Origin of the sequence: Xanthomonas sp. 4461 (genome assembly GCF_024806475.1) — a bacterium.
Classification (GTDB): Bacteria; Pseudomonadota; Gammaproteobacteria; order Xanthomonadales; family Xanthomonadaceae; genus Xanthomonas; species Xanthomonas arboricola_F.
Genome location: NZ_JANTYV010000003.1, coordinates 210,186 through 233,132 on the forward strand (window position 1 = coordinate 210,186; position 22,947 = coordinate 233,132).

Below are 22,947 nucleotides of genomic sequence, written 5' to 3' on the forward strand. Positions count from 1 at the left end.
CGCTTAGCCCGCGGCCATGCCGGTGGCCGGCGCTGCCCGCGTTGGATCGCCTCTGCGCGTGCGCCTGAGCGGCTGTCGGGACGGAAGCAGGCAGTGGCAGTGACGCAAGGCACCACCGAGCAGCAACCAGAATCCCCCGGCGCCGGACACGGTCATCGCGTTGTCGGAGGAGATCAAGGTCGTCGCCATGCCACCCAGCAGCCAGAACATCGCCAATGCCAGATGGTCGTCGTGTTGGCGATAGGCGCGCCACAGCACCTGCAGGCCCCAGCCGATAAAGGCCAGGAACAACAGCGCTGCGGGTAGCCCCATCTGATACGCGATGGTGAACACGGCACCTTCGCCGCCGCCCAGGTCGGTCAGCGCCTGGCGTGCGGCCACCGCACCCTGCCGGCCAAGCCCACCGCCCCAGAACACGACCTGGTGCAGATCGGCCAGATTGCGCTGCAGCGCCCACCAATGGCCGATGGTGGAGCCGTCGCGAAAGTTCACGGCGGTGACCACGATGCCGTAGGACGCTGCAGCCAGCATCAGCGCGACGCCACCTACGAGCAGCAGCCGTGCCCACGCCGACCGCACCAGTCCGCGGGAACTGACCAGATAGCCCAGCACCCCCACGATGCCAGCCAGCATGGCGCCGCGCGTGCCCGACATCCACACGCCCACCAGCAACGCCAGGCACACCAGCAGGGCGCGCCACGGCCAGCGCCGCTGCCAAAGACCCAACGCGGTCAGTGCCGCAGTGACGAGGAACTGGCCTTGCGCCAAGGGGGCGGCCACCAGCCCGCCGGCCCGGCGGGAGTAATCCTCGCCGCCAAAGAAGTTCCATGGCAGCCGGGTGTCCGGATCGGTGTCCTTGGGAAGCACGCCTTTCACCTGCGCCAGGTAGTCCGGCAGCCGCACCGTATGCACCCAGAAATCGGTGTGTGCCAGGTCCCATATGCCGAACAAGGCGCTGACGATGCCCAACCACACCAACCAGCGGGCAGCTTGTCTGAAGTCCGCCCGATGCGGCATGCACCAATAGCCGGCGAGCACCAGCAGCATCGGTAGCAGGAGCGTTCCAAGCGAACCGATGACGATGCCGAGCGGCAATCCGTGCGCGTACCCGACCGGTGCATAGGCGAGCGCGATCAGCCCGAACATCAGGATCATTGCCAGCAACACACGTGGCATGCGCACCGTCACCAGCGCAATGCCGGCCAGCACGATGAGCGTGCCATCCCGCAACGGCCGCAGCATGGCGGCAGCCGGCAGCGCGCCGCCATGGTAAAGCCACGCGACCAGCAGATCCCCCAGGTGGACCCATAACAGCACGGCCAGCAGCAGGTACGCGCGCTTCACGATGCCGCTTCCAGGCGTTGCGGCCATCGGGCATCGGCGACGAAGGTCTGCTGCAGCCAGTGCCTTTGCTGCGCGGCGAATCGCACCCGCGCACTTGCATCGCTGCGCAGCGCACCGACCAACGCGAACAGCGCGTCGGCATCGGCGACCTGTTGCAGCGGCCGCCCGACCGCCAACGCATCATGGGAGGCGGACGCGGGCCAGGCCATGCCGATCACATAGTGGCCGCGGCAGGCGGCTTGCAGCAACGCGGTCGAGCAGAAACCCACCACCAGCGCCGGAGGCCCACCGGGTTGCAGGACCGCGTGTGGCGGGCGTTGGCAGCGCTGGCGCAGTGGCTGGTCTGCATAGGGATGCGTGCCGCGCACTTCCTCCGGGTGCAGCAGGATCCGCACGGCCACGCCGCCGGCCTCCAGCGGCAGCAGAGCGCGTGCCAGGGCCAGCAGCTGCGCGGCCAGGGTAGGCCCGTAGATTGGCGTGTGGCTTTGCGACATCAGATACAGCGTTGTCGGCGCCGTGCCGGTATCGAGATCGGTCAGTGCAACCGCCGGCCCGAAGCCGATGGCCGCCGGAGCGACGCCATGCCTACCGTAGACCTGCGCGCTGCTGGGTCCCCAGAGCAGATGATGCCGAGCCTGGACCGGGAAGAATTCGTCGGTCGGCAGGCCATGCTGGACACAAACGCTACGCCAGCCGTCCCCGGCGGCCTGCAATGCCGCGGCCGCGTACATGTCGAAATCGTTGTGCAGCAGCAGCGTGGCTCCGCTGGATGGCGCGCGAAGCGTACGTTGCCAGGCACCATGCCAGAGGCGCTGCCGGAACACGCAGGCGCGCACGATCCAGAGCGGGGCCACTGCCGGTTCGGTCGTCTGGCGGGGCAGGCCCAGCGCGCGCAGCGCCGATTGCCAGCTGGCCCAGGTCGGTCGTGCAGGCAGCTGACCATCGACGCTGCCCCGTAACCGGGGATGGATCAGCACCGTGCACTCAGCACCCTGCTGGTGCAGATCGGCCAGATAGGGAGCCAGCGCCCCCCAGCCATTGCTGCCCGGCAGTGTTGCCAGCGCTGTCCAGGCGGACAGCGCTGGCGCATCGTGCGGCAGCCGCAGACACAGCCAGACATCGCGCAGCACGGCCAGCGCGGCCCGCAGCCACGCGCCGCGACGGCGACGGGCCAGGAAGTAGATTTCATGCCGCACCGAGGCGGCCTCTGCGCCAAACTGGGCATGCACGGCCTGCTGGAACTCAGCGAAGCGCATCGTTTGCCTGTTCCTTGCGAAGCTGTCGGTATCCGCGCCAGCGCTGCAGCTCACCGAACAGCCCTCTGCCGAGCACGCGCATCAGGCCGTGCTTGAGCCGCCGCTGCAGTCGATCCCGCCTGCTCCATCCCACCTGGTCCAGGCGTGCATCGACCGTGGCAATTTCGTGCGCGTCCGCCATCGCCAATGGCGCTGCGCTGCGCCGCTGTGCGGGTTGCCGCAGCTGTAGCCAGATGTTGCCGGCCAGGACACCGCGATCGGAATACGGGCCGCAGGACACGACCTCCAGGCCTGCCGCCTCGACCAGGCGCCGCAGCAATGGCACCGAAAAATAGCTCAGGTGGGCTGGGTGGACGTAGTTGCGCGAGCGCCATCCGCTCATCAGGTCCGGGACTTCGATCCAGGCCTGTCCCTCGGGAACCAAGATGCGCTCCAATGCCGCCAGAAACGCGCGCGGGTCGGTCAGGTGCTCAAGCACATGGAAGGCGACAACCGCGTCGAATTGACCATCGGCAATTGCGTCCAGTGCGGGCAGGAACGTCACCGCGGCGCCGTCGAGCAATCCGTCGCGATGCGCAGCATCCGGCTCGCAGGCGGACAGGTGCAGGTCCGGACGCAGGGCGGCAGCGGCACCGAGGAAGGCACCGAAGCCGGAGCCGACCTCCAGCACCCTGGCTGCCGGCGCAAGCGCGGGCGCGATCCGCTGCAGCCGGCTGCGCGCGATCCAGCGATCGCCGCGCCAGGCGAAGAAACGTGCTTGGCTACCCCAGGGGATTTCTGCGGGAAACAGCCGGCGATAGTCGTGGACATAGAAATGCTGCAGCGCCGCCTCGGTGAGGTCCGGTGCCAGATACACCGCTGCACACGCGCCGCAGCGGCGCAGTTCCTGGCCTGTTCCGACATAGACCTCTGCCCAGATGGTGCGTTGCGCCTGCGTACCGCCACAACAGCGGCAATGCCCATGATCGGGCGTCCAGGGTTCCTGCGATGTCGCCAGCGCGCTACGCATACACGCTCCGATACCACAGTGCGACCGAGACTGCGAACCACAGCGTGCTGTGGGACCGGCCGCTGGCAAGCTCCCTGCGGAGCCGCGCCACATCCAGCAGCGCGTTCACCCCTGCCGGCAGCGTTGCCAGTGCCTGCTGCAACGGCATGCGGTCGACCAGGAATTGCTCGGCATGCCCGAAGCCGGTGCTCTTGCGCTGCGTGGTCACGCGCGCCGGCAGGCGATCGGCGAACGCGTGTCGCAGCATCGCCTTGCCATGGTAGTCGCCCATGCGCTGCTGCGCCGGCGTCGACAACGCGCGTTCGACAACGCGGTAGTCCAGGAACGGCGCACGCACCTCCACGCCGGCGGACATGCTGTTGCGGTCGGTCATGCGCAACACCATCGGCAGGTTGGTCGACAGCACGTCGCTGCGCAGGCGCGTCTGGACGTCCGCCCGCCGATCAACCTGCAGCAGTCGCAACCGGGCCGCCTGGTCGTGCCACAACGCCGAGGACATGCAGGCCACGCTCGGCCGATGCCGGCGCAGCAGTGCGCCCAGCGGGCCGACCGGCAGATCCCATGCAAGACGATTGAGCAGCAGGCGCGGGTCCACTGCACCGGTGGATAGCAGCCCGATGGCGGTCGGCAGCCGTGCCTGATGCAGTGCACTGCGTGCGCTCAGGGCCAGGTAAAGGCGCACGTATCCACCGAACAGCTCATCGGCGCCTTCGCCATTGAGCACCACCTTGTAACCGGCGGCGCGGATGGCGCGATACATGCGGAAACTCGCCAGTATCGACGGCGTACAGAACGGCTCTTCCTGTGCCTCCACCAGTGCCAGCAATTCCTCCTCGTCGGGAATCGCGTGGACGCGATGAAGGAAGTGACGCTCGCTCTGCCCGAGGCTGCGCATCAAGTCAGCGGCCGCGTCGGTTTCGTCGAAGCCGGCCTGTTCGGTGTCGTGGTAGCCATAGGTGAAGGCGCCGGCGAAACAGGTGCGTGGCAGCGCACCGGCCTGCACGCTGAGAGTGGTCAGGATCGAGCTGTCCAATCCGCCCGACAGCAGCGACACGGTGGGAGCATCCGAGCGCAGCCGCAGGCGGGTGGCGTCTTCGAGCAGCGCACTGGTGGCTGCGGCATCCAGCGGTGCAACTGTACCGGGCAGTGGCCACTGGTGGTACGGCGTGCGCCGGCTGTGACCAGCCGGCGACACCCGGTACAGCCAGCCGGGCGGGACGGCGCGGATGCCCGCGTAGAAGGTCTCGCCGGTGTGGTCGGACAGGCCGGTGACTAGAAAATCGAACACCGCCGCGGGATTGGGTGGCGGGTAGCCCCCCAGGCAGGCAGCGATGGCGCGAATCTCGCTGGCCAGCACCAACTGCCGGCCGTCGTGGTGCAGATACAAGGGTTTGACACCCATCCGGTCGCGGCAATAGATCAGGTCGCCGCTTGCCTGGTCCAGCAGCACCAGCGCCCACATGCCGTTGCAACGTGGAAACAGGTCCTCGCCCCAGGCGCGCCAGCCGTGCAGGATCACCTCGGTGTCGCTGTCGGTGCGGAATCGGTGACCCAACGCCTCCAGTTCGCGGCGCAACTCGAGGAAGTTGTAGATCTCGCCATTGAAGACCACCGTGTTGCCGGTCTCGGTGCAGCGCATCGGCTGGGTGGCGGCGTCGGTCAGGTCCAGGATCGCCAGGCGACGGTGGCCCAACGCAGTGGGCACCGGCTGCTCCAGGCACAGCAGACCCTGCGCGTCCGGACCGCGGCGGGACAAGGCATCCAGCGCGCGTTCGGCGCGTGCCTGCAGCGGCGTTTCCGCCACGAAGCTACGCAGCGCGACTATGCCGCACATGGTGGCCTCCGATTCTGGTGGCTGGACATCTCAATCAAGGTGCAAGCGGGCATTACGCGCGCGCCGGCAAGGTGGTGTGCAGCAGGCTGCGACATCGCCACACCATCCACGCCACCGGCACCAGCAGCAGCGCCGCCAGTGTCATGGCCACCGGACTGCCACCGAGCGAGACCGCCAGCACTGCCGACAGCAGCGCCGCATAGCCGCCGGCGTTCAAGCGTAATCCGCACAGGTGCAGGCTCGCCGCCGCGATGGCGAGCACGCACAGGAATCGCAGCCATAGCAGCCATTGCGGCGCATGCGCCGCTGCCGCCGCGATCTGCACAAGCGCGCTGCAGCACACGCCAACCAACAACAACGGAACCAGCGTCGCCTCGCGATGGCGTCCGATCAACAGGGCCGACAGCACGCTGCCGAGCAATGTGGTCGCGCCTGCGGCCAGTACCGGGGTGACCCATGGCAGCCATGCGCGTTGCTCGGCACTGCCCCAGGCGGCGGCTGCCAACAGCAGCACCAACGCACCCACGGCGGCTGCGCCAAGCACCAAGGAAACCAGCGTGCCGGCCCAACGCTCTCCGGCCGGGCCGCGCGCTTCGGCCACCAACAGGCGATTGAACTGGTTGAACACACCGCTTGCCCCATTGAGCAGATAGTTCAGAAACAAATACACAGGCAGGAATGCCGGCGCGACCGACGCCAGCAGGAACGGCGTCAATCGATCGTGCAAGGTGCCGGCGATGCTCAGCAACGACAACTGCAGCGCCGGGCGCAGCATGCGCCGACCGCCACCGCAGCGCGGCCACAGCAACGGCAGCGATGCACCGAACACGGCAATGTTGACCAAGGCCTGCAGCAGATACCCCAGGCTGACCGCCACTCCGGCGCCGAAACCGCCGTTCCAGCCTGGCAGCCGTTGCAACGCCAGCCAGACGAGGATCGTCGCCGGCATCGCCACCTGCTGCACCATGAATCCCGCCAGCCGCCGCCCTTGTGCAAGCAGCGGTGCCGAATAGCCCACCAGCCCGAACACCGTCGCCGGAAGCGCCGCCAGCAGATAGTGAAACCCCTCGCCCTGTCCGCGGCTCCGCCACCAGGCACCGGCGATCCACAGCAGGTCCAGCAGCACGGTGGCGAGCAGGCGGTGCCAGAGTGCCTGGCGCCAGCGTTCGTTCCAGCCCGCGGCGTCGGGGTCCTCGCGCAGGAACAGCGAGGCGTAGCCCAGATCGGCCAGGAACAGCAGGGTGAGCAGGCCAAGGTGTGCCAGTCCCACCTCGCCGTAGCTCTGCAGGCCGAACCGGCGCAGCAACAGCCACTGGAACAACAGGGCGCAGCCCTGACCCAGCGCGTACAGCGTCGCGCCGGCAACGAATCCCGCGCGCATGCGCTGCGCGGCGGTCATGGCTGCGGGGCAGGTGCAAGCGTCGGGACATGGCACAGAAAGGCACGCGAGGCGGCGCCATAGGCGAACCAGGGTTCGAACGCGATGCCGAAGCGAGCGGCGCACTCCTGCAGCGCCCGGCGCTCGCCCTGTTGGTGGTCGGCGCGAAATAGATCGTAGTCGTCGCACAGCATGACGCTGCCCTGCACCAGACGCGGTGCGATCAGGGTCAGGGCGTCGTGTGCCGAGCTGTAGAGATCGCAATCCACATGCACGATCGCCGCATGCGTGTGGCCGATGGCGTGCGCATTGTCGGCGAACAATCCAGGTACCAGTTGCAGATCCGGCGCCTTCAGACCGACCGCCGCACAGCGCGCTTGCGCCTGTGCCTGCGTGGCAACAAAGCTGCCGGCAGCCAGGCTGTCTTCGCCTTCCAGATTTGCCGGCATCCCGGCAAACGTGTCGAAGCCGTAGAAGCGTGGGCGCTGCGCCAGAAACGCAGACACCGTTCCCTGCCTGCGGTAAGGCAGCCGCGCGCTGTGCTCCAGATGGCGCCGATGATGGCGATAGCTCAACCACGCGTGGGCGAGACTGTTACCGCGATACACGCCAAATTCGTAGTAGTCGCCTGCCAGCTGGGTCGCATGCACGTAAGCCCATGCACGAAACAGTGCGCCGAGTGCATCGTTGCGATGCAGGTTCGCGCCCCCACGCAACCGATGGTAGGCGAACTTGAGGCGTTCGATGGTCGTCACAGACAAGCCAGACACCTTCGCAGGAACGGGGGAACCATGCGATAGGAGTATCCGGGCTGGGCGTGCGGCAACGCAATGGTCACCGTTATGCTCACCATGGAGACGGTGGATCGCGTCTGGCCAGCGCCAGATGCCGGACGTGGCGCGGCTCGGTTCCTCTGCAAACCTCGTCTTTGATCAAGTACGCAACAGGCATCGCGGGCAGATCGGCGGCAGACAGCATGACCGCGTTGAGCAGGCTCACACGTGTTGTCCGGCGGCCGCGTCGGTCGCCGCCAACACGCGCTGCAATGCCTGGCGCAGGTTCCAGCGTGCGCGCCACCCCAGCACGCGGGCCGCCTTGCCCGGATCGCCCAGCTGGTGAAGACGGTCGATTCGCCGCTGACGTTGTGGGTCCACCTCCAGGCGCGGTGATCGCCCAAGCAGCGCACCGATCTGCTCCACCAGTTCGGCGACCGAATGCTCCACCCCGGAACATAGATTGAATACATCGAAGGCCGGGTCCGGCCGCGCGTCGTCAAGCAGCGCGATCAGTCCTGCCGCGGCGTCGTCTGCATGGATGTAGTCCCGGCACGGCTGCAGGTTGCCCAGCTGCAGCCGTGGCGTTTCTGCCGGATCGGCGGCCAGTTGCGCCAGCACGTCCGGTATCAGATGCGCGTTGGGATCGTCGTGGGCAATCGTGTTGAACAGACGTGCGGCGCGCCCGCGTCGGCCAGTGTCGGCAGTGCACCACAGCCGCAATTGCGTTTCGTTGCAGAGCTTGGACAGCGCGTAGTTGTCGCGCGCTTCGGTCGCGCTGTCGTGTTCGTCCAGCGCGCCCTCGCCCCAGGCGTAGACCGCACCGCTGGAGGCGATCACCACGTGTCGCACGGCCGCGTCGCTGGCGGCGTGCAGCACGCTTTCGGTGCCAACGACGTTCGCCTGCAGGCAGCGCATGCGTTGCGTCTCGCAGGTAGGGATGTGATGCATGGCAGCCAGATGGACCAGCGCATCGGCACGGAACTCACGCAGTGCGGCAGCGACCGTCTCGCGTTGGCCCACGTCGGCGACGATCGCCGCATGCAGATCTTCCGGAAACGGCATGCCGCTGGACAGATCGTCCAACCCCGCCACCGCATCGCCACGCTGCAGCAACGCGCCCGCCACGCGTCGCCCGATCATCCCGGCTGCGCCGGTGACCAGCACCCGCTTCATCCAGGCCCCTGCGTGCGTGCACCTGCACGCCCGAGCAAGCTGCGCCGCGCGCGTTGCGGCAACCAGGCGAATAACGGATCGTCATGCGCTGACCATGGCGCGTGACGGTCGCCGTGGCGACGCGCAATCACGTAGACCGACAGCGCCATGGATGAGAGCACCAGCACTCCCAGGAACACCGCCAGCCCGACCAGCACCGGCTGGCGGGAAGGTATCGGCGCCGGCGACAACGCGGGGATGGCGCGGTAGCGCACCAGTTGCGCGCGCCAGCGCTGTTGCGACAGCGCCAGGTCGATTTCGCTGGCGACCTGCGACAGCGACGAGCCGGACGGAGTGCCGGTCCCGAACACGGCCGCTCGGCAGCTCTGTACCCAATCTGCCAGTGCGCGGCCCAGATGCAGCGCCTGCGCGCGCTGGTCCACCCGCGTCAGGAAGCGCTGCTTGCCATCCAGCTGTTCCAGTTCGCGCTCTACCTGACGCAACTTGGTACGCGTCTCGGCGATGGTGGACTGCAATGCGACAATCTGCGCCAGCGGCGAAAGGTAGCGTCCGCCGCCATCGCCGACCGACACGACCGTGTTCACTTCGTTGCGCCGCAGTTCCGGATAACGCTCCAGCAACTGCTGCATGTCGGCGGCCTGTCGCTCGTTCTGTTCGATCGCGAAGCGCTGCTGAACCTGGTCGATCTGTAGTTGCGGGCGTTGTTCGAGCGCCTGCTGACGCAGGCTGTCCAGATAATCGCGTAGCCCGACCCACAACACGACCTGGCGCACATGCTGCGCAATGGCGTCCAGCTGCTGGTTCGCGGCTGCATCGTCGCGTGCGTACAGCGACACCTCCAAGCCCAGCGCGCCGACGCTCTTGGCATCGATGTTGACCTGTTGGCGGATGTCGTCGCGTTCGACCGCACTGCGGTAGGTCACGCGCGTATCCCAGTAAGTCCTGCGCACGAACGCGCGTTGCAGACGTTCGCGCTGCTCGGCCGGTAGATCGGTCATGCCCGCGAGAGACGCCGCTACCAGCTGGCGGTCGGCAAGCATGGGCTGCAGCTTGCGCCATTGCTCCAGCGTCATCTGCGGTGTTTCCAGCAACGCGGTGAGCGCATGCAAGGGCCGCATGGCGACAAGCGCGCCGGCCAACAGGCCGAACAGCAATGCCACCGGGATCAGCAGGCGGCCAAACTCTCGGTAGAAGCGCAGTACCTCCAGCAGCAGATCGCCCAGGGAGACCTCATCGCGGCGTTCAGGGATCTCATCTATTCCCGGCATTGGGTCTTCGCTGTTGTTCAAGGAGACATGGGAGCGCCACGCCGCACCGGCAGCACTGTGCCACAGCGATTGCAACGGCGGCAACGCACCTACGCGTGGGCGCGGCCGCGCCCTGCAACGCGCAACCCGCACCATAACGTGGCGGTCAGCGTCGCTTCGGTGGCGATCACGGCGATGGCTGCCCCGTGCACACCGTACTGACGGGTAAGCAGCAGGTTCAGTGCGATGTTGACCACCGCCGCCAGACCGGCGCCGAGCACGTACCAACGCTGCCGGTCGCTGGCGATGGCGGCCTGGGTCAGCACATAGTTCGGCAGGACGAACACGAACGCAGCAAACAGCCAGCCGAGCAATTGCCCGGCCACCACGCGATACGCCGCTCCGTACAATAACTCCATCAACCAGGTACCGAGCCAGGCACCGGCCGCTGCCAGCGCCAGCCCTGCCGCACCGGCCAGCCACAGCGCGCGATCCTCCAGACGGCGCGCACGCGTGGCCTGCGTGCGTTCCAGCCGCAACTGGCGGAACAGCAACAAGGCAACCGGCATCGCCAGTAACAGCACGCCATCGAACACGCGGTACGCCGCGGCGTACTGCCCAAGCTCCGCCGCAGGCACCATGTGTTGCAAGATCACCACGTCGCTGCGGCGGTACAGGCCGGTGGCCGCATCGATCCAGAAGAAGCCGGCCGCCGCGCGGTACGCCAGCGGCTGCGGCCGCCACTGCGGTCGATCCCGCAGGCCTCGCCCCAACAAGAGATAGGCCAGCACCAGACCGCATCCCCAGGCAGCGAAGACCACGCCGGGGTCGTGACCAAGCAACAGGACCGTCATCACCACCAGCACCGCGCTGAGCGCACGCGCACCCGCCAGCCAGCTGGCGTCGCGTTGCCAGCGGCCCGCCGCCTTCAACTGGGCGGAGACCAACTGGGTCAGCGTCACCGCACCGAAGCACAGCACCGCCCAGACCAGTGCGGGATCGCCGCCGGCGTGGCGCGCTGCCAGGCTGGCGGCGGCCAGCAACAGCGTGGACCACAGCAAGTGCCCGCGTGCCAGCCCAGGCAGCGCGCGCGCCATCGGCGCGGGGATACCGGCCGCAACCCCTTCGCGCAGCACCAGGGTACGCATGCCGGCATCCTGCAGCAGCGCCAGCAAGGTCGCCAGATTGAGCAGGTAGGCGTAGCGGCCGAAGCCGGCCGGACCCATGCCACGCGCCAGCCACACCGACAGCGCCAGCGAGACGGCGGCGGTGAACAGGATCGACACCCACTGCGCCGACAATCCACGCACCAGGCTGCGCCAGGCAGGCGGCAGACGCGGTTTCACCGTGCGCCGATCCAGACCGGCGCCACCACCTGCCATGGGCCCTGCGCCACCAGCCGCCCCTGGTCCAGGACCAGCACGGTATCGGCCTGTTCCAGCAACGCCAGCCGATGGCCGATGAGCAGCACGGTTATGTCCCCACGCAGGCACTGGATGGCGCTGCGGATGCGTGTCTCGTTCTCGTGGTCCAGCGCGCTGGTGGCTTCGTCCAGGATCAACAACGCCGGACGTTGCAACAGCGCCCTGGCCAGAGCCAGCCGCTGGCGTTCGCCCCCGGACAACGGCATGCCGCCATCGCCGACCGGGGTGTCCCAGCCCTGCGGCAGCGCATGTACAAACTGGGCGGCGGCCTGCTCCAAGGCCGCATATAAGGCCGCCTCACTGGCATGCGGGCAAACCATCAACAGGTTGTTGCGCACGCTGTCGTTGAGCAGGAACGCGTCCTGCGACACGTAGGCCACCGAGCGGCGCCAACTGCGCCGGGCGGCCGCATCCAGCACCACACCATCGATCTCCAGCGTGCCCCCATCCGGGCTCAGCAAGCCGCTCAGGACGTCGGCCAGCGTGCTCTTGCCGGCACCGGAGGCGCCGACCACGGCGGTGGTGGTTCGCGCCGGCAGCCGCAGCGAAAGATCATGCAGCGCGGGCGTGCTGCGCCCGGCGTACTGGACCCGTACCGCGGACAGCGCGAGCGACGTGGTCAGGTGGATCGGTGGCGCGACGTCAGGCAGCGACGGCTCGGCCCACTCCCTGCTTTCCCGTAGCCGGCGTTCGATTTCGGCGAACGCCGCCGCCGCATGCAGGCAGTACTGGCGTTGTTGCTGCACTGTCGTCAACAGCGGGACCAGGCGAGCGAAGATCGCCACCAGGACGAGCAGCTCGGCCATCGCCATGTGCAGGAACTGCAGGCCGAGGTAGGTAAAAAACGCCAGCAGGATCGCACCGGCGCTCTGTAGCCAGGCTTTGGACACGCTCAAACCCCGTGCAAACCGCAGCTGCTGGTCGCGCATGGTCCGGGCCGTGCGTTCGAATGCCGCCAGATATGTTGTTTCGGCACCCAGGATCTTGGCCAAGCGCAGACCGGACAGACGGTCGTGCAGGCCCGCGTGCAAGCCCTGGTGTGCCTGCGTCAACTGGCGTCCAAGCAGCGCCACCTCGCGACGCTGGCTGCCTACCAACAACAGCAACGCAATCCCGCTCAGCGTGGCGACCAGCGCCAGCACCCAGGACAGCGCGAAGGCGGCCAGCAGATAGAGCGCGGCGGTGATCGCCGTGGAGACCATCGCAAGACCGTGTCCCAACCCGACTTCGGCGCGCCCCACATCACTCAGGATGAGACTGGCGTGGTCCCCAGTGCGCTGACCCGCCAACCAACGCCATTGCGCACCGAGCAGGGCAGCGAAACTGCTGATGCGCAGCCGCTTGCCGACGTCTTGCTGCAGCCGTGCCGCGAGCTGTTCGCGGCCGAACTGGATCGCGCTGCGCAGCAGCAGTGCCAGACAGAACAGAAGCAGCAACGGAATCGGCGAGCTTGCCCGGACACCAAGCGCCGCGAGCAGGCGCAACAGCTGGTGCGCCACTCCCGTGGCGGCGGCGTCGCCCTGCAGTGAACTCAGCAAGGGCACCAGCAACAGCACACCGATGCCCTCCGTCGCAGCGGCCAGCACCATCAGCATCAACAGCCCGATGCGCTGGTCGCGCGGTGCCAGACGCAATACGCCGGCGAGGAAGCGGAAGACCGTCATTGGGACCGCCATGCATATGGCACGAAGCAACCTACGCGGGCGAAGCGGTCGGTGCCGTGCCCGCCGGTCACGTGCTGGCTGCCGGCGACGACCCAGGCATGCGCTTGCAGCGCCGTCCCGTCTGCACAGCGCGCGACTCCCAGGCAGAGCACATGAGAGACCCGGAACACGTTCAGCAGGCAATGCGAAGCCAGCGCTTGCGCCAGGCAGTTGGATCGCCAGGGCGTATGGCGAGCAGCCAGTCTCACCGTCCGGCCGATCTGCAGGGCGCGACGTTGCGCGCGCTCGTCCAGGCGCGGCAGGGCCGGCGGTACCGCCATCTGGTGGCCCACCCAGCGGGCCAGGTGGCGGAAGCCGATCCACCGCACGGCGCCACGTGCCGCGCCCAGCAGCAGCCAGGTCGGCACCAGCAGCAGGCGCTCGAAACGAGGCAGGCGGGCGAACGCAAGCAGCCTGTGGCGCACGCCGGCGACAGCACGGGAAACACTCACCGCCAGCCGTCCTCTCTACAGCTGGCGGGCCGCTGCGGTAATGCCTGGCGGTTGCACCGCGTACTGGCGCTGGAACATGAGGTTGTCCGCTGTCGCACGTGCAGGACCCACCGCAGAAGGAGCATGGCAGAGACACGCTGTCGGAGGAGGGGCGGCCTGCGCGATCAAGCCCATGCCGGCACGCAAACCCGGAACGGCTTGCCGTGGCCGGTGGCTGCTAGCCTAGCAAACGCGCGCGCTGGCGTGCTGGCGTGGACATGATCGGAGGTGGTGCGGCTACGGCAAACCGAGCGCATGACCAAGCGATCGTCCGACGACTGCGATCAGCTGCCGCCGCGTTCGTGCCAGGCAAGAAATCCGCCGGTCTGCAAGCCGAACACCAGCATCTGCAGATAGGTTTCGCGTCTGGATTCGGCCGCCTGCGCATCGCGCGGCCAGTCGTCCATCAACGCCTGCAGGCGTGGCAGGTCGAGCACGCGGCGTGCCAGCGCCGAATCGCGTAGTGCATGGAGTTGCGCCTGCATGGCCGCGCGCTGTGCGGTGAGATGCGCGAACCAGTCGCCATGCTGCACGCCGACTTGCCGGTTGGCGAAGATTTCCGGCGGAGCGCCACGTGCGGCCAGCAAGCGTCGCGGCAACGAGCGGGTGACACCATCGCGCAGGAACTGGTCCAGCGGCAGGCTGCCGAAGAACTCGATGACGCGCCGGTCGGCGAGCGGCATGCGGAAATCAACGCCGGAGATCGCCCGCAGCGTGCCCCAACCATCCATCGCCGCTGCATGGCCGAGCAACCATTCGCGCAGGGCATGCGCAGAGCGATGGCGTCCGCCGAGTCGGATCCGGTAGCGATCCCGGTCCAGCTGACGGTGCATGCGAAGCTTGCGTGCCAAATCCGGATGCAACGCCGCGTATTGCATCCAGGGCGCGGCCGGCAAGCCGTGCCAATACCGCAGCGCCGCAATCGGTGCAAAGGGGCGCAAGACAAACCGCTGCAGCGCTTTACGCGAACTCAACCCCTGATTGCGGGCAAGCGCGCGCGTCTGCGTCAGCAGCGTGCGCCACTGGCGAGCGCATAGCAGTTCCGGCAGACGCACCAGACCGTCGTAACTGAAGAAGGCGTTCCCCATCTCGCCTCCGATCAACACATTTCCGCCGCGCGCGTGCAGGAATCGGTCCAGCGGAAAGAACCAGGCCATGTTCAAGGGCGAGCGCATTGGTTGACCATTGACCTGCCACCAGCGTTCGGCGTCGTACTCACCCCAGTCGCCGTCATCGTCGCCGACCATGTGCCAATCGATCCCCGGATGGCTGGCGGCCAGAAGACGGGCGCGCGGAGATTCGTCGTAACAGTGGGTGGCGTTCGCCGCCGCCGTGGTTGCTTGCGGCACCCGCGTGAGGGTGAGCAATGGGACCGACGCCGATTGTCGCGCGGCCGAGAGCACGACCGAACCGCTGTCGAGTCCGCCGGTGAGGCAGGCCGCTGCCGGCTTGCTGGCGCGCAAGGCATCGGCGACCGCGCGATCAAGCACGTCGGCCGCGGCGGCCTCCACATCGGCATCGCTGCCCAACTGCAGCGAGCCTGCCTCAGGCAGAAACCACCAGCGCTCGGTGCAGGTCGCCTCCGGTGTCAGTTGCATGGCATGCCCGGCAGGCACCCGGCCGATCGCGCGGTAGACCGTGCGCTGCGGCCGGCTGCGGTCCATCACGAGCTGGTCGGCCAAACTCTGCTCGTCCAGATCCCTGGGAACACCGGGCAGCGTCAGCAAGGCCGGCAATCGGGTCGAGAAGGCGATCAGGCGTGTTCCACGGTGTACGAACAGCGACCGCTGGCCGACCGGATCGCGCGCCAGCAACAGCCGACGTTGGTCCGGTCGATACAGTGCCAGGGCGTAGCTGCCGTGCAGCCGCGGTAACGCGGCCGTATCCCAGCGTTGCAAAGCCTCGAGCAACAACTCGCCGTCCGGCTGCGCGGGCAAGGTCGACCAGCCCAGCGCATGCACGAGCTCGCTACGCGCTACTAGCGAACTGTCGGCGACCAGTAACGCCCCGGATGCGCCGATACGAGGCAACCTTTCATCATCGTCTTCGGGAGTGAAGACATGCTGGCGATGCACCACTGCAAACTCGCCCGCATTCCAGATTCTCGCAGGGCCAATGCCACGTGCTTCCAGCGCATTCCCCAGTCGCTGGATCACGTCCGGTTCGACCGGGCGGCCATCCAGGTGCCAGATACCGGCAAAATCGCTCATCGATCTCCCGATCGGCCCGCACGATGTCGGGCCAGATGGTCTCAGGAGCCGGTGGTCGGACCTAGGCCATCGTTGCCGGTGGTTGCGTTGTTGGCGGTCTCGTCGATGGAGAGGAACGACACCACTGGCGTGGACCACACCTTGTGGCCTGGCTGCGGGGTGAGCCGGTCGGAAACTGCCGATTCGTTGGCGTTCATACGATGTCCTCGCGCAGAGAGCCGCAGCGGCTGCTGCGGGGGATGCATGCTTCGTATCATAAGCTGCATCACCATGTACGTCACGGTCACCTGTCACCAAGTCCAGCACGCCGCCGACGGCTGCGTTTTCTTTGCGCGGCGCTGCAGACACGATCAACGCCGGATTTGCCCTGGAGTGCCTGCATGAGCCCGCCACGGATGCCCTGGCATCGTCTGCTGAGCCGGACCGGCCTGCGATTGCTGTATCGAGCGGCGCGCAACCGCGAATGCAGGGGGTACGCCCGGCTGCAGCTCACGGCGCAGGCGCCCCTGTTCCAGGACTATGGCACCACGTCGTTGGATCGCTATCCGGCCCTGTTTAGCTACGTGCAGGGCGCGCTCGCCGGAACGAGCGCACCGCGGTTATTGTCCTTCGGCTGCTCGACGGGTGAAGAAGTGATCAGCCTGCGCCATTACTTCCCGGATGCCGAGATCACCGGGCTGGATATTCACCCCGGCCATATCGCGCTGTGCCGACAGTGGCTTGGGACGCACCCGGATGCCGGCCTGCGGTTCGCCGTGGCCGGCAATACGGCGGGAGAGGGCGAGGCGGGCTATGACGCCATCTTCTGTCTCGCGGTTCTGCGCCGCGGCGACCTTGCGCGGCACCGCGGCGCGCGGTGCGATCACCTGATCCGGTTCCGGGACGTCGAGGCGCAGCTGCAGGACTTCGCCCGTTGTCTGCGTCCAGGCGGGTTGCTGGTGTTGCGCCACGCCAATTTCCGTCTACGCGATACCCAGGCGGCGCGTTGGTTCGAACCGGTACTGAGCATGCCGACCCCGGCGCGCGCGGACACGCCGCTGTTCGGCCCCGACAACCGACGCCTGCCGGTACAGTCTGACGACCAGGCCGTGTTCCGCCGCCGTGCGGTTCCCCGCGATTGAGTGTCCGTCGAAGCCGCGCCGTCTTTCCAGTCACCGCGCTTCCCAGGTAAGGTTTGGTTTCCCACGCTATCGGCCCTGTCATGCGCATCGCTCCGACGACTCTGATCGCACAAGCCCCGGGGTGTCTTGCCGCCGAAATGGGCGAAGAACTGGTGATCATGAGTACCGAGCGCGGCCTGTACTTGTCGCTGGATCCGGTTGGCAAGGATGTCTGGACGCAGATTGCCTCGCCACGCACCCTCGGCGATCTGTGCGATCGGCTCAGCGCGGAATACGCCACGGCCAGATCCATCATCGAAGCAGACGTCATCGCGCTGCTGGAAACGTTGCACGGCGCCGGTGCGGTCGAGATCCGCACTTGATCCAGGGCCACTCCTGCGCAGCGGTGTCTGCCTCCGGGCAGATCCAGCACGACTATTTGCTGTGTGGCTGGCGGGTCCGCAGCACGTTGGCACTTCCCGAGCTCGCGCCCTGGTCGGGAACCAATCTGGCGGACGACAGAGATGGCGTGGATGTGACCATCGAGGAGGCGCCGGTGCCTGAGCGACTCGATCCGGCCCAGCCGCCCGGGTCGTGGTTCGAGGTCGGTCGCGACGGTTCGGTGCTGCTGCAGATTCCCGAGCTGGTCCGCCTCCACGTGCAGGCAGGCCGATCGATCCGTGTGCAGCGTTTGAACGCGCACGATGAGGGGTGGCGGCTGTTCTTGCTGGGATCGGCGCTGGGCTATCTGTCCCTGCAACGCGGACTGTTTCCGCTGCATGCGGCGTGCGTGCGCGTCGGCGGGAAGACCGTGGCCATCGCCGGCCATAGTGGTGCCGGCAAATCCACGCTATCTGCGGCCTTGCTCAAGCGCGGCCATGGTCTACTCAGCGACGATCTGACCGTCCTCCGTTGCGACGAGCGCAGCATCGAGGTGCTGCCGGCTTTCCCGCGGCTGAAACTGTGGCACGACGCGCTGCATGCTCTGCATATCCCCAGCGACGGCTTGTCGCGGGTGCGTCTGGGCATGGATAAGTTCGATCTGCGCCCGCAGGCGGGGTTCGATGCCACGCCTGCATGGTTGGACGCCATCCTGCTGCTGCAGGATGCGCCGGATCCGCAGTTGCAACGATGCAGTCCCGCCGCCGCGCTGCCTCTGCTGCACGCCAATCTGGCACGACCGCAGGCCGCCGCGCGCATGGGGCTGCGTGCAACCACATTCGCGCAGGCGGCGGCGATCGCCCGCCAGGTGCCGACCTGGCGCCTACGGCGGCCGCGCCGTTTCGATGCGCTGGCCGCCACCGCCGAACTCATCGAAAGCGGCCTGGTGTGAATCGGCGGGGGATCGTCTGGCTCGCGTCCTATCCCAAATCGGGCAACACCTGGGTGCGTTGCCTGATCTCCAGCTTGCAGAGCGGCGCGTCATGTGTCGATCTCGCCAACCTTGGGCAGGCGATGCCCAACGCCGCCTCGCGGACCTGGCTTGAACGCTACGTCGAAGTGGATAACGGCGATCTGCTTCCGGCAGAACTGGAGCACCTGCGTGCCAGCGCCTACCGATGTTGCGCAGCCCAGGGCAGCACCTTGCTCAAGGTGCACGATCGTTACGACGGGCGGCTGTTCCCGGCAGCGGCGACCCTGGGGACGGTGTATATCGTGCGCGATCCGCGCGACGTCGCGCCGTCGTGGGCCGATCACATGCGCGTCGACGTGGACACCGCGATCGCGCAGATGGGCGATGCGGACCTGTTCATGAGCCGGGGCTCGGCCGGCTATCAGCCACAGACCCCGCAGCGCTATAGCGCCTGGTCCAGTCACGTGGTGTCGTGGTTGCAGGAAGCACCGGGGCCCCATCTGTTGCTGCGCTATGAAACCTTGCTTGCACATCCATTGCGCGAAGCGGCGCGGCTGGCCGCATTCCTCGGCCTGCCCACCGCCCCGGCGCGGATCGCACGTGCTGTCGCCGCGTGCCGTTTCGACGCGCTACGCGCTGCCGAGGAACGCGATGGCTTCAGCGAGCGTCGCCGCGGCCAGCAGCGGTTCTTTCGCCAAGGCCAGGCCGGTGCCTGGCATGCCGCCCTGGATGCCGCACAGGTCACGCGCTTGCGCGCAGACCATGGTGTGGTAATGGCCTGGCTGGGCTACCACTAGCTAGCTCTGTGTCGCTGCCGCGGACCACGCCATGCGCCAGCTGGTATCGGTGTCGCCCACTGCCGTGAAGCCCAGCCTGCGGTAAAGCTCGGCCGCCGGATTGCCTTTGTCGACTTCCAGCAACACGCGCCGGCCTGCTGTCGCGGCCTGATCCTGGACCGCCGCCAGCAGCGCCGTGCCGACGCCACGGTTGCGATGGTCCGGTGACAACAGGATGTCCAGCACGCAGAGATCCCCGGCCGCGCTGTCGCCCAGATAGAGCCGGCCTGCCAGTCGCTCCCGATCCACCAGCACCAGGAACTGCCGGTGCGCGTAAGCACTGGTGTAGTGGCGCTGCTGCGCGTCGAACTGCTGGTCGAGCAAGACCTGTTTCGCCGCATCGTCCCACGGCAGCATCGCGAATTCTGCCCAGCGCTGCGCACTGAACAACGTACGCAGCGCCGGCAGGTCCATCGCGCACTCCGGGCGCACCGTCATGCCCCCTGCCAGCAATGGCGCAGGGCAGGCGAACTGCGGCGGCATCATGGCCGGGGCGGGAAGATGCCGTCGGTGGCGCAGATGCAGTAGCGAAACGTCGCGAACGGCTGGCGATTCTCGTGGGCCTGTGCCGGGGCCGCGGTGGGTGGAAACGGCGCTAGCGCGTTCGGCGCCAATTGCGTGAGCGGCGTGGTCGAGTTCGGCGCGAACGCGGCAGTGGTGACAGGTGGCGAAGGGGTCGGGTTGAGCAATCGCGACAGGTAGGCATTGGCACCCGGTGTACTGGTCGATGCACCCGGGGCAGTGCCAGGCGGCATGAACTTGCTGGTGATGGTGTGGGTGTGCGCCGGCAGTTGCATCTGCGAGACCAGCGCAATGCTGTCCGCGCCCTGCAACTGGCCGATCGTATAGTTGCTCAAGCCCGGCCCCTGACCCTGACCCAGCACGGCCCGACCACGCAGATCGGGCAAGCCGAACGTTGTGCGGTTGTCGCCGCCGTAGGCGAACCCGATGACCCCGAACAGCGCCTGGTATTGCTGCACGCTGACCGTCTGCCCCATGCAATCGAGCCAGCCTTCCGGCGCGAAATTGTAGGGAAACGCACGGATTTCACCAATGAAACTGTTGGACATGTCGAACTCCTTTGCGATGGCCGATCACGGCCGATCCGGGAACAATCCGTTCAGGCAGATCAGGTAGTTCAGCGTCTGTGTCGCCATGCGGTTGTCATGCGCCTGACCGGCGCCGCTGGGGCTCACCGCGTTGGTCGCCAAGGTGTTGACCGCGGGCGCGCTTCCGCTGGGCGGCGTGAAATACGACGCGTCGCCGTTCTGCGCAATGGCGGGCAACTGGTTGGCCGGCGTCAATGCGGTGGCTGGTGTGTTGAGTGCCTGCAAGGTATGCCGGTGCGCGGGCATTTCCGGCAGTTGCAAGGACACCGTCTCGGTGCCCAACTGCTGTGCCAGCACCCGTGCGGTCAATTGCGGTGCGGGTGCACGCGCCACGCCCTGACCCTGGCCGACCGCCAGCCGGCCGCGCAAATCAGGCAGATTGAACGTGGTTCTGGCATCGCCGCCATACGTAGTGCCGATCAGCGCGTAGAGCGCCTGGTAATCGTTGATCAATAACTGGCGTCCGTCGCAAAATGCCCAATTCTCGGGCTGGTAGTTGCCGGCGAACACAATGATCTGACCGGTATAAGCGTCCATGATGTTGTTCCTTTTGTCGCCGCGTCAGGGGTGCTGCGGATAGAGGCCCATCGTGCAGATGCAGAAATTCAGCACCAGCGACGGCTGCATGTTGTTGTGCGCGGCGCCTGCACCCTCTTGGCTTACCGAATCGGCGGCCAGCCCCACCAGTGATCCGCTTTGCGCATACAGGGTGTGCGGTGCGGGGGTCTGGGCGAGCAGTAAGTTGGAGGCAGTCACGACCGCGGCAGTGGTCGCTGGTGCATTGACCGCATTCACGCTATGGGTATGCGGAGGAATCTGCGCGGCGGTCAGTGCCACACCTTCCAGACCGCCGTAATTGCCGACGGCATAGGTCACTGTCGGCGTGGTCGATGGATTAATGCCCTGGCTGACCGGGGCGCGGCCGCGCAGGTCCGGCAGATTGAAGTTGGTCCTGCCGTCGCCGCCGTACTGGGCACCGAGCAGCGACGCCAGCGCCTGGTTGCTCTGGATCGGCAGAGAACGGCCGTCGCAAGGTAGCCATCCCCGCGGGGTCCAATCAAACGGAAACAAGCGAATTTCGCCAACATATGCATCTGTCATCCGTGCACTCCTTTGATGTGAAAACCACGACGACGCACGTCACGCATACGAGATGCGTGACACTGCGGATGGGGCACCTGCGCAACGGCCGGCGCCGCGAACGCTATGCTATTAATGTGCAGACGTGCGCCACAGGACGTCTTTGGCGGCACGCCGAAAAAGCCGCTTGTCAGGCACACGACGATGTGGACGGATCAGGACTTGACTCAGTTTCCCCGCAATCTGCAGATGCAGAAATGACCCCTGACAGCGAACGTAGCACATGCCGCAGACGCGCTAAGGTGAGCACGTTCACCACTTGCGATTCTCATGCGGCCGCACGTTGAGGCGCATTGCGCCGTGACGGTCGAGAGCGCTTGTGCGGCGTGGTCCCCCGCATTCGGCTACGTGCTTTCGCTGTGGCGACACCACGAGGGTGCGGCTGCAGGACGGCCACTGCCGGCCGCACCGTCAGATGCGGTCGCGTTCGAACGCGCGCTTGCACAGCACCGAATGGCGTTGGCCTTGCCTGCTGCCGACACCCTGACGTCGAATGTTTCTGTTGCAGTGCGCGATCGGTTGCGGCGGCGGCAGCAGCGCATGCTGCTGCAGTCGCTGCAACAGACTGCTGCCATCCGTGAGATGGTCGCGGCGCTGCAGCAGGCGGGCATCCGCTGCTGCCTGCTCAAGGGTCTGGGATATGCGGCGCACTTCGGTCAACTGCACCGCCGCGAGGCATGCGATATCGATCTGCTGATCGAGCCGCATGCCACCCAAGATGCGCTCTCTGCGCTGAGCGTCCTGGGCTACGCACTGCAACCGGAGGCCGCGCTCGATCCGGTGGAGTACTGCCGCCACAACCATGCCTTGCCATTGCACCACCACGCGACCGGCGTGGTGCTGGAACTGCATCTGCGGCTGGCTAACCACGAGCGCCAGTTTCCGCTCAGTCAACAGGTCTGGCGCGATCATCTCAGCACTGTCGTGGTGGCCGGGACGCAGGTACCCACGCTGTCGCCGACAGCGGCCGTGGTCTATGCCGCCTTCCACGGCACCAAGCACCACTGGCACCGCGCATTCTGGCTGGTGGACATGGCGCAGGCGCTGCGCAGCGCGCAAGTGGACTGGGATGCGGTCCTCGCGTTGGCACGTCGGCTTGGCGTGGAACGACAGCTGGCGCTGAGTGCGTTGCTGGCAGAAGCGAGCCTGGGTGTCGCTCTACCGGCCGCGCTACAGCGGCAGCCTGCGTTGCTGCAAAAGGCCCGGCCGGCCGCCGCCGCGCTGCTGCCGTGCATGGATGCGCTCGGATCCGACCGCGGTGCGGATCTGGCGGTACGGCTGGGATTGTTTGCTTACGTCAGACACTTGCTATCGCTGCAATCGACCTGGCGCGGCCGTGTGCAACTGCTACCCATCCTGCTCGCTCCGACCGACATGGATCGCCAGGCCGTGCCGTTGCCCGGCGCATTGCATTGGGCCTACGTGGGCGTGCGCATCATCCGGTTGGCCAGGCAGCATCTGCTCAAACGCAGGCACCTGCAGACCTAGCGCGCCGGTTTCAACACGGCTCCAGCGGCCTGGTGTGCGGCATTGAACAACGGCAATCGTTACGTGCGGTGTCCG

The 22,947-nt window shown here is 67.0% G+C and carries 22 protein-coding genes; 5 read left to right on the plus strand and 17 right to left on the minus strand.

Annotated elements, in window-relative coordinates:
• Positions 1-3 precede the first annotated feature (3 nt).
• The 13 genes from FHY19_RS13215 to FHY19_RS13275 all read right to left on the minus strand — a co-directional run bounded on the left by FHY19_RS13215 (position 4) and on the right by FHY19_RS13275 (position 16,042).
• On the minus strand, positions 4-1,344 hold the full coding sequence (locus FHY19_RS13215; RefSeq protein WP_259166572.1) for a hypothetical protein: 1,341 nt from the start codon (positions 1,342-1,344) through the stop codon (positions 4-6).
• Positions 1,341-2,600, minus strand: a complete 1,260-nt coding sequence (locus FHY19_RS13220) for a hypothetical protein (RefSeq protein WP_259166573.1) — start codon at positions 2,598-2,600, stop codon at positions 1,341-1,343. Before FHY19_RS13220 ends, FHY19_RS13215 begins: the two co-directional genes overlap by 4 nt.
• Positions 2,587-3,609 (minus strand): class I SAM-dependent methyltransferase, encoded by a 1,023-nt coding sequence (locus tag FHY19_RS13225; protein ID WP_259166574.1) that lies wholly within the window; start codon positions 3,607-3,609, stop codon positions 2,587-2,589. Before FHY19_RS13225 ends, FHY19_RS13220 begins: the two co-directional genes overlap by 14 nt.
• Positions 3,602-5,443, minus strand: a complete 1,842-nt coding sequence (gene asnB / locus FHY19_RS13230) for an asparagine synthase (glutamine-hydrolyzing) (protein WP_259159089.1) — start codon at positions 5,441-5,443, stop codon at positions 3,602-3,604. Before asnB ends, FHY19_RS13225 begins: the two co-directional genes overlap by 8 nt.
• A gap of 52 nt (positions 5,444-5,495) precedes the next feature.
• On the minus strand, positions 5,496-6,842 hold the full coding sequence (locus FHY19_RS13235) for a hypothetical protein (protein ID WP_259166576.1): 1,347 nt from the start codon (positions 6,840-6,842) through the stop codon (positions 5,496-5,498).
• Positions 6,839-7,576 (minus strand): TylF/MycF family methyltransferase, encoded by a 738-nt coding sequence (locus FHY19_RS13240; protein ID WP_259166943.1) that lies wholly within the window; start codon positions 7,574-7,576, stop codon positions 6,839-6,841. Before FHY19_RS13240 ends, FHY19_RS13235 begins: the two co-directional genes overlap by 4 nt.
• Before the next feature lie 240 nt (positions 7,577-7,816).
• A complete protein-coding gene (locus tag FHY19_RS13245; protein ID WP_259159093.1) occupies positions 7,817-8,770 on the minus strand; it encodes an NAD(P)-dependent oxidoreductase in 954 nt (317 codons plus the stop codon).
• Positions 8,767-10,038, minus strand: a complete 1,272-nt coding sequence (locus tag FHY19_RS13250; RefSeq protein WP_259166578.1) for a hypothetical protein — start codon at positions 10,036-10,038, stop codon at positions 8,767-8,769. The genes FHY19_RS13245 and FHY19_RS13250 overlap by 4 nt, the downstream gene beginning before the upstream one ends.
• A gap of 89 nt (positions 10,039-10,127) precedes the next feature.
• Positions 10,128-11,363, minus strand: a complete 1,236-nt coding sequence (locus tag FHY19_RS13255) for a polysaccharide biosynthesis C-terminal domain-containing protein (RefSeq protein WP_259159097.1) — start codon at positions 11,361-11,363, stop codon at positions 10,128-10,130.
• Positions 11,360-13,105: an ABC transporter ATP-binding protein gene (locus FHY19_RS13260; RefSeq protein WP_259166579.1), complete on the minus strand. Its 1,746-nt coding sequence runs from the start codon at positions 13,103-13,105 to the stop codon at positions 11,360-11,362. Before FHY19_RS13260 ends, FHY19_RS13255 begins: the two co-directional genes overlap by 4 nt.
• Positions 13,102-13,596 (minus strand): lasso peptide biosynthesis B2 protein, encoded by a 495-nt coding sequence (locus FHY19_RS13265; RefSeq protein ID WP_259166580.1) that lies wholly within the window; start codon positions 13,594-13,596, stop codon positions 13,102-13,104. The genes FHY19_RS13260 and FHY19_RS13265 overlap by 4 nt, the downstream gene beginning before the upstream one ends.
• 323 nt (positions 13,597-13,919) lie before the next feature.
• Entirely contained in the window at positions 13,920-15,845 is a 1,926-nt protein-coding gene (locus FHY19_RS13270; protein WP_259166581.1) for an asparagine synthase-related protein, read from the minus strand.
• A gap of 41 nt (positions 15,846-15,886) precedes the next feature.
• Positions 15,887-16,042 (minus strand): hypothetical protein, encoded by a 156-nt coding sequence (locus tag FHY19_RS13275; RefSeq protein ID WP_259159107.1) that lies wholly within the window; start codon positions 16,040-16,042, stop codon positions 15,887-15,889.
• A gap of 183 nt (positions 16,043-16,225) precedes the next feature.
• Between FHY19_RS13275 and FHY19_RS13280 the strand changes: the two genes are divergently transcribed.
• The 4 genes from FHY19_RS13280 (at position 16,226) to FHY19_RS13295 (ending at position 19,096) form a co-directional block, all read left to right on the plus strand.
• The gene (locus tag FHY19_RS13280; protein ID WP_259166582.1) at positions 16,226-16,966 is read left to right on the plus strand and encodes a class I SAM-dependent methyltransferase; all 741 of its coding nucleotides are present in this window, start codon (positions 16,226-16,228) and stop codon (positions 16,964-16,966) included.
• Positions 16,967-17,046: 80 nt separating this feature from the next.
• Positions 17,047-17,328, plus strand: coding sequence for a PqqD family protein (locus FHY19_RS13285; protein WP_259166583.1), 282 nt, complete (start codon positions 17,047-17,049; stop codon positions 17,326-17,328).
• Positions 17,325-18,278 carry a hypothetical protein gene (locus tag FHY19_RS13290; protein ID WP_259166584.1) on the plus strand — a complete coding sequence of 318 codons (954 nt, stop codon included), beginning with the start codon at positions 17,325-17,327 and terminating at the stop codon, positions 18,276-18,278. The genes FHY19_RS13285 and FHY19_RS13290 overlap by 4 nt, the downstream gene beginning before the upstream one ends.
• Complete coding sequence (locus FHY19_RS13295) at positions 18,275-19,096, plus strand: sulfotransferase domain-containing protein (protein ID WP_259166585.1); 822 nt, start codon at positions 18,275-18,277, stop codon at positions 19,094-19,096. The genes FHY19_RS13290 and FHY19_RS13295 overlap by 4 nt, the downstream gene beginning before the upstream one ends.
• Here the strand turns inward: FHY19_RS13295 and FHY19_RS13300 are convergent, their stop codons facing one another.
• Genes FHY19_RS13300 through FHY19_RS13315 form a run of 4 tightly spaced genes read right to left on the minus strand, consistent with a single transcriptional unit; the run spans position 19,097 to position 21,345 of the window.
• Positions 19,097-19,573: a GNAT family N-acetyltransferase gene (locus FHY19_RS13300; protein WP_259166587.1), complete on the minus strand. Its 477-nt coding sequence runs from the start codon at positions 19,571-19,573 to the stop codon at positions 19,097-19,099.
• 44 nt (positions 19,574-19,617) lie between these two features.
• Positions 19,618-20,205, minus strand: coding sequence for a tail fiber protein (locus tag FHY19_RS13305; protein WP_259166589.1), 588 nt, complete (start codon positions 20,203-20,205; stop codon positions 19,618-19,620).
• A gap of 24 nt (positions 20,206-20,229) precedes the next feature.
• Positions 20,230-20,781, minus strand: a complete 552-nt coding sequence (locus FHY19_RS13310; protein WP_259166590.1) for a tail fiber protein — start codon at positions 20,779-20,781, stop codon at positions 20,230-20,232.
• A 24-nt stretch (positions 20,782-20,805) separates the two neighbouring features.
• Positions 20,806-21,345 carry a tail fiber protein gene (locus FHY19_RS13315; RefSeq protein WP_259159121.1) on the minus strand — a complete coding sequence of 180 codons (540 nt, stop codon included), beginning with the start codon at positions 21,343-21,345 and terminating at the stop codon, positions 20,806-20,808.
• A gap of 492 nt (positions 21,346-21,837) precedes the next feature.
• On the opposite strand from FHY19_RS13315, the gene FHY19_RS13320 reads away from it, so the two are divergent.
• Positions 21,838-22,872 (plus strand): nucleotidyltransferase family protein, encoded by a 1,035-nt coding sequence (locus FHY19_RS13320; protein ID WP_259166591.1) that lies wholly within the window; start codon positions 21,838-21,840, stop codon positions 22,870-22,872.
• The last annotated feature ends 75 nt before the right edge of the window (positions 22,873-22,947 follow it).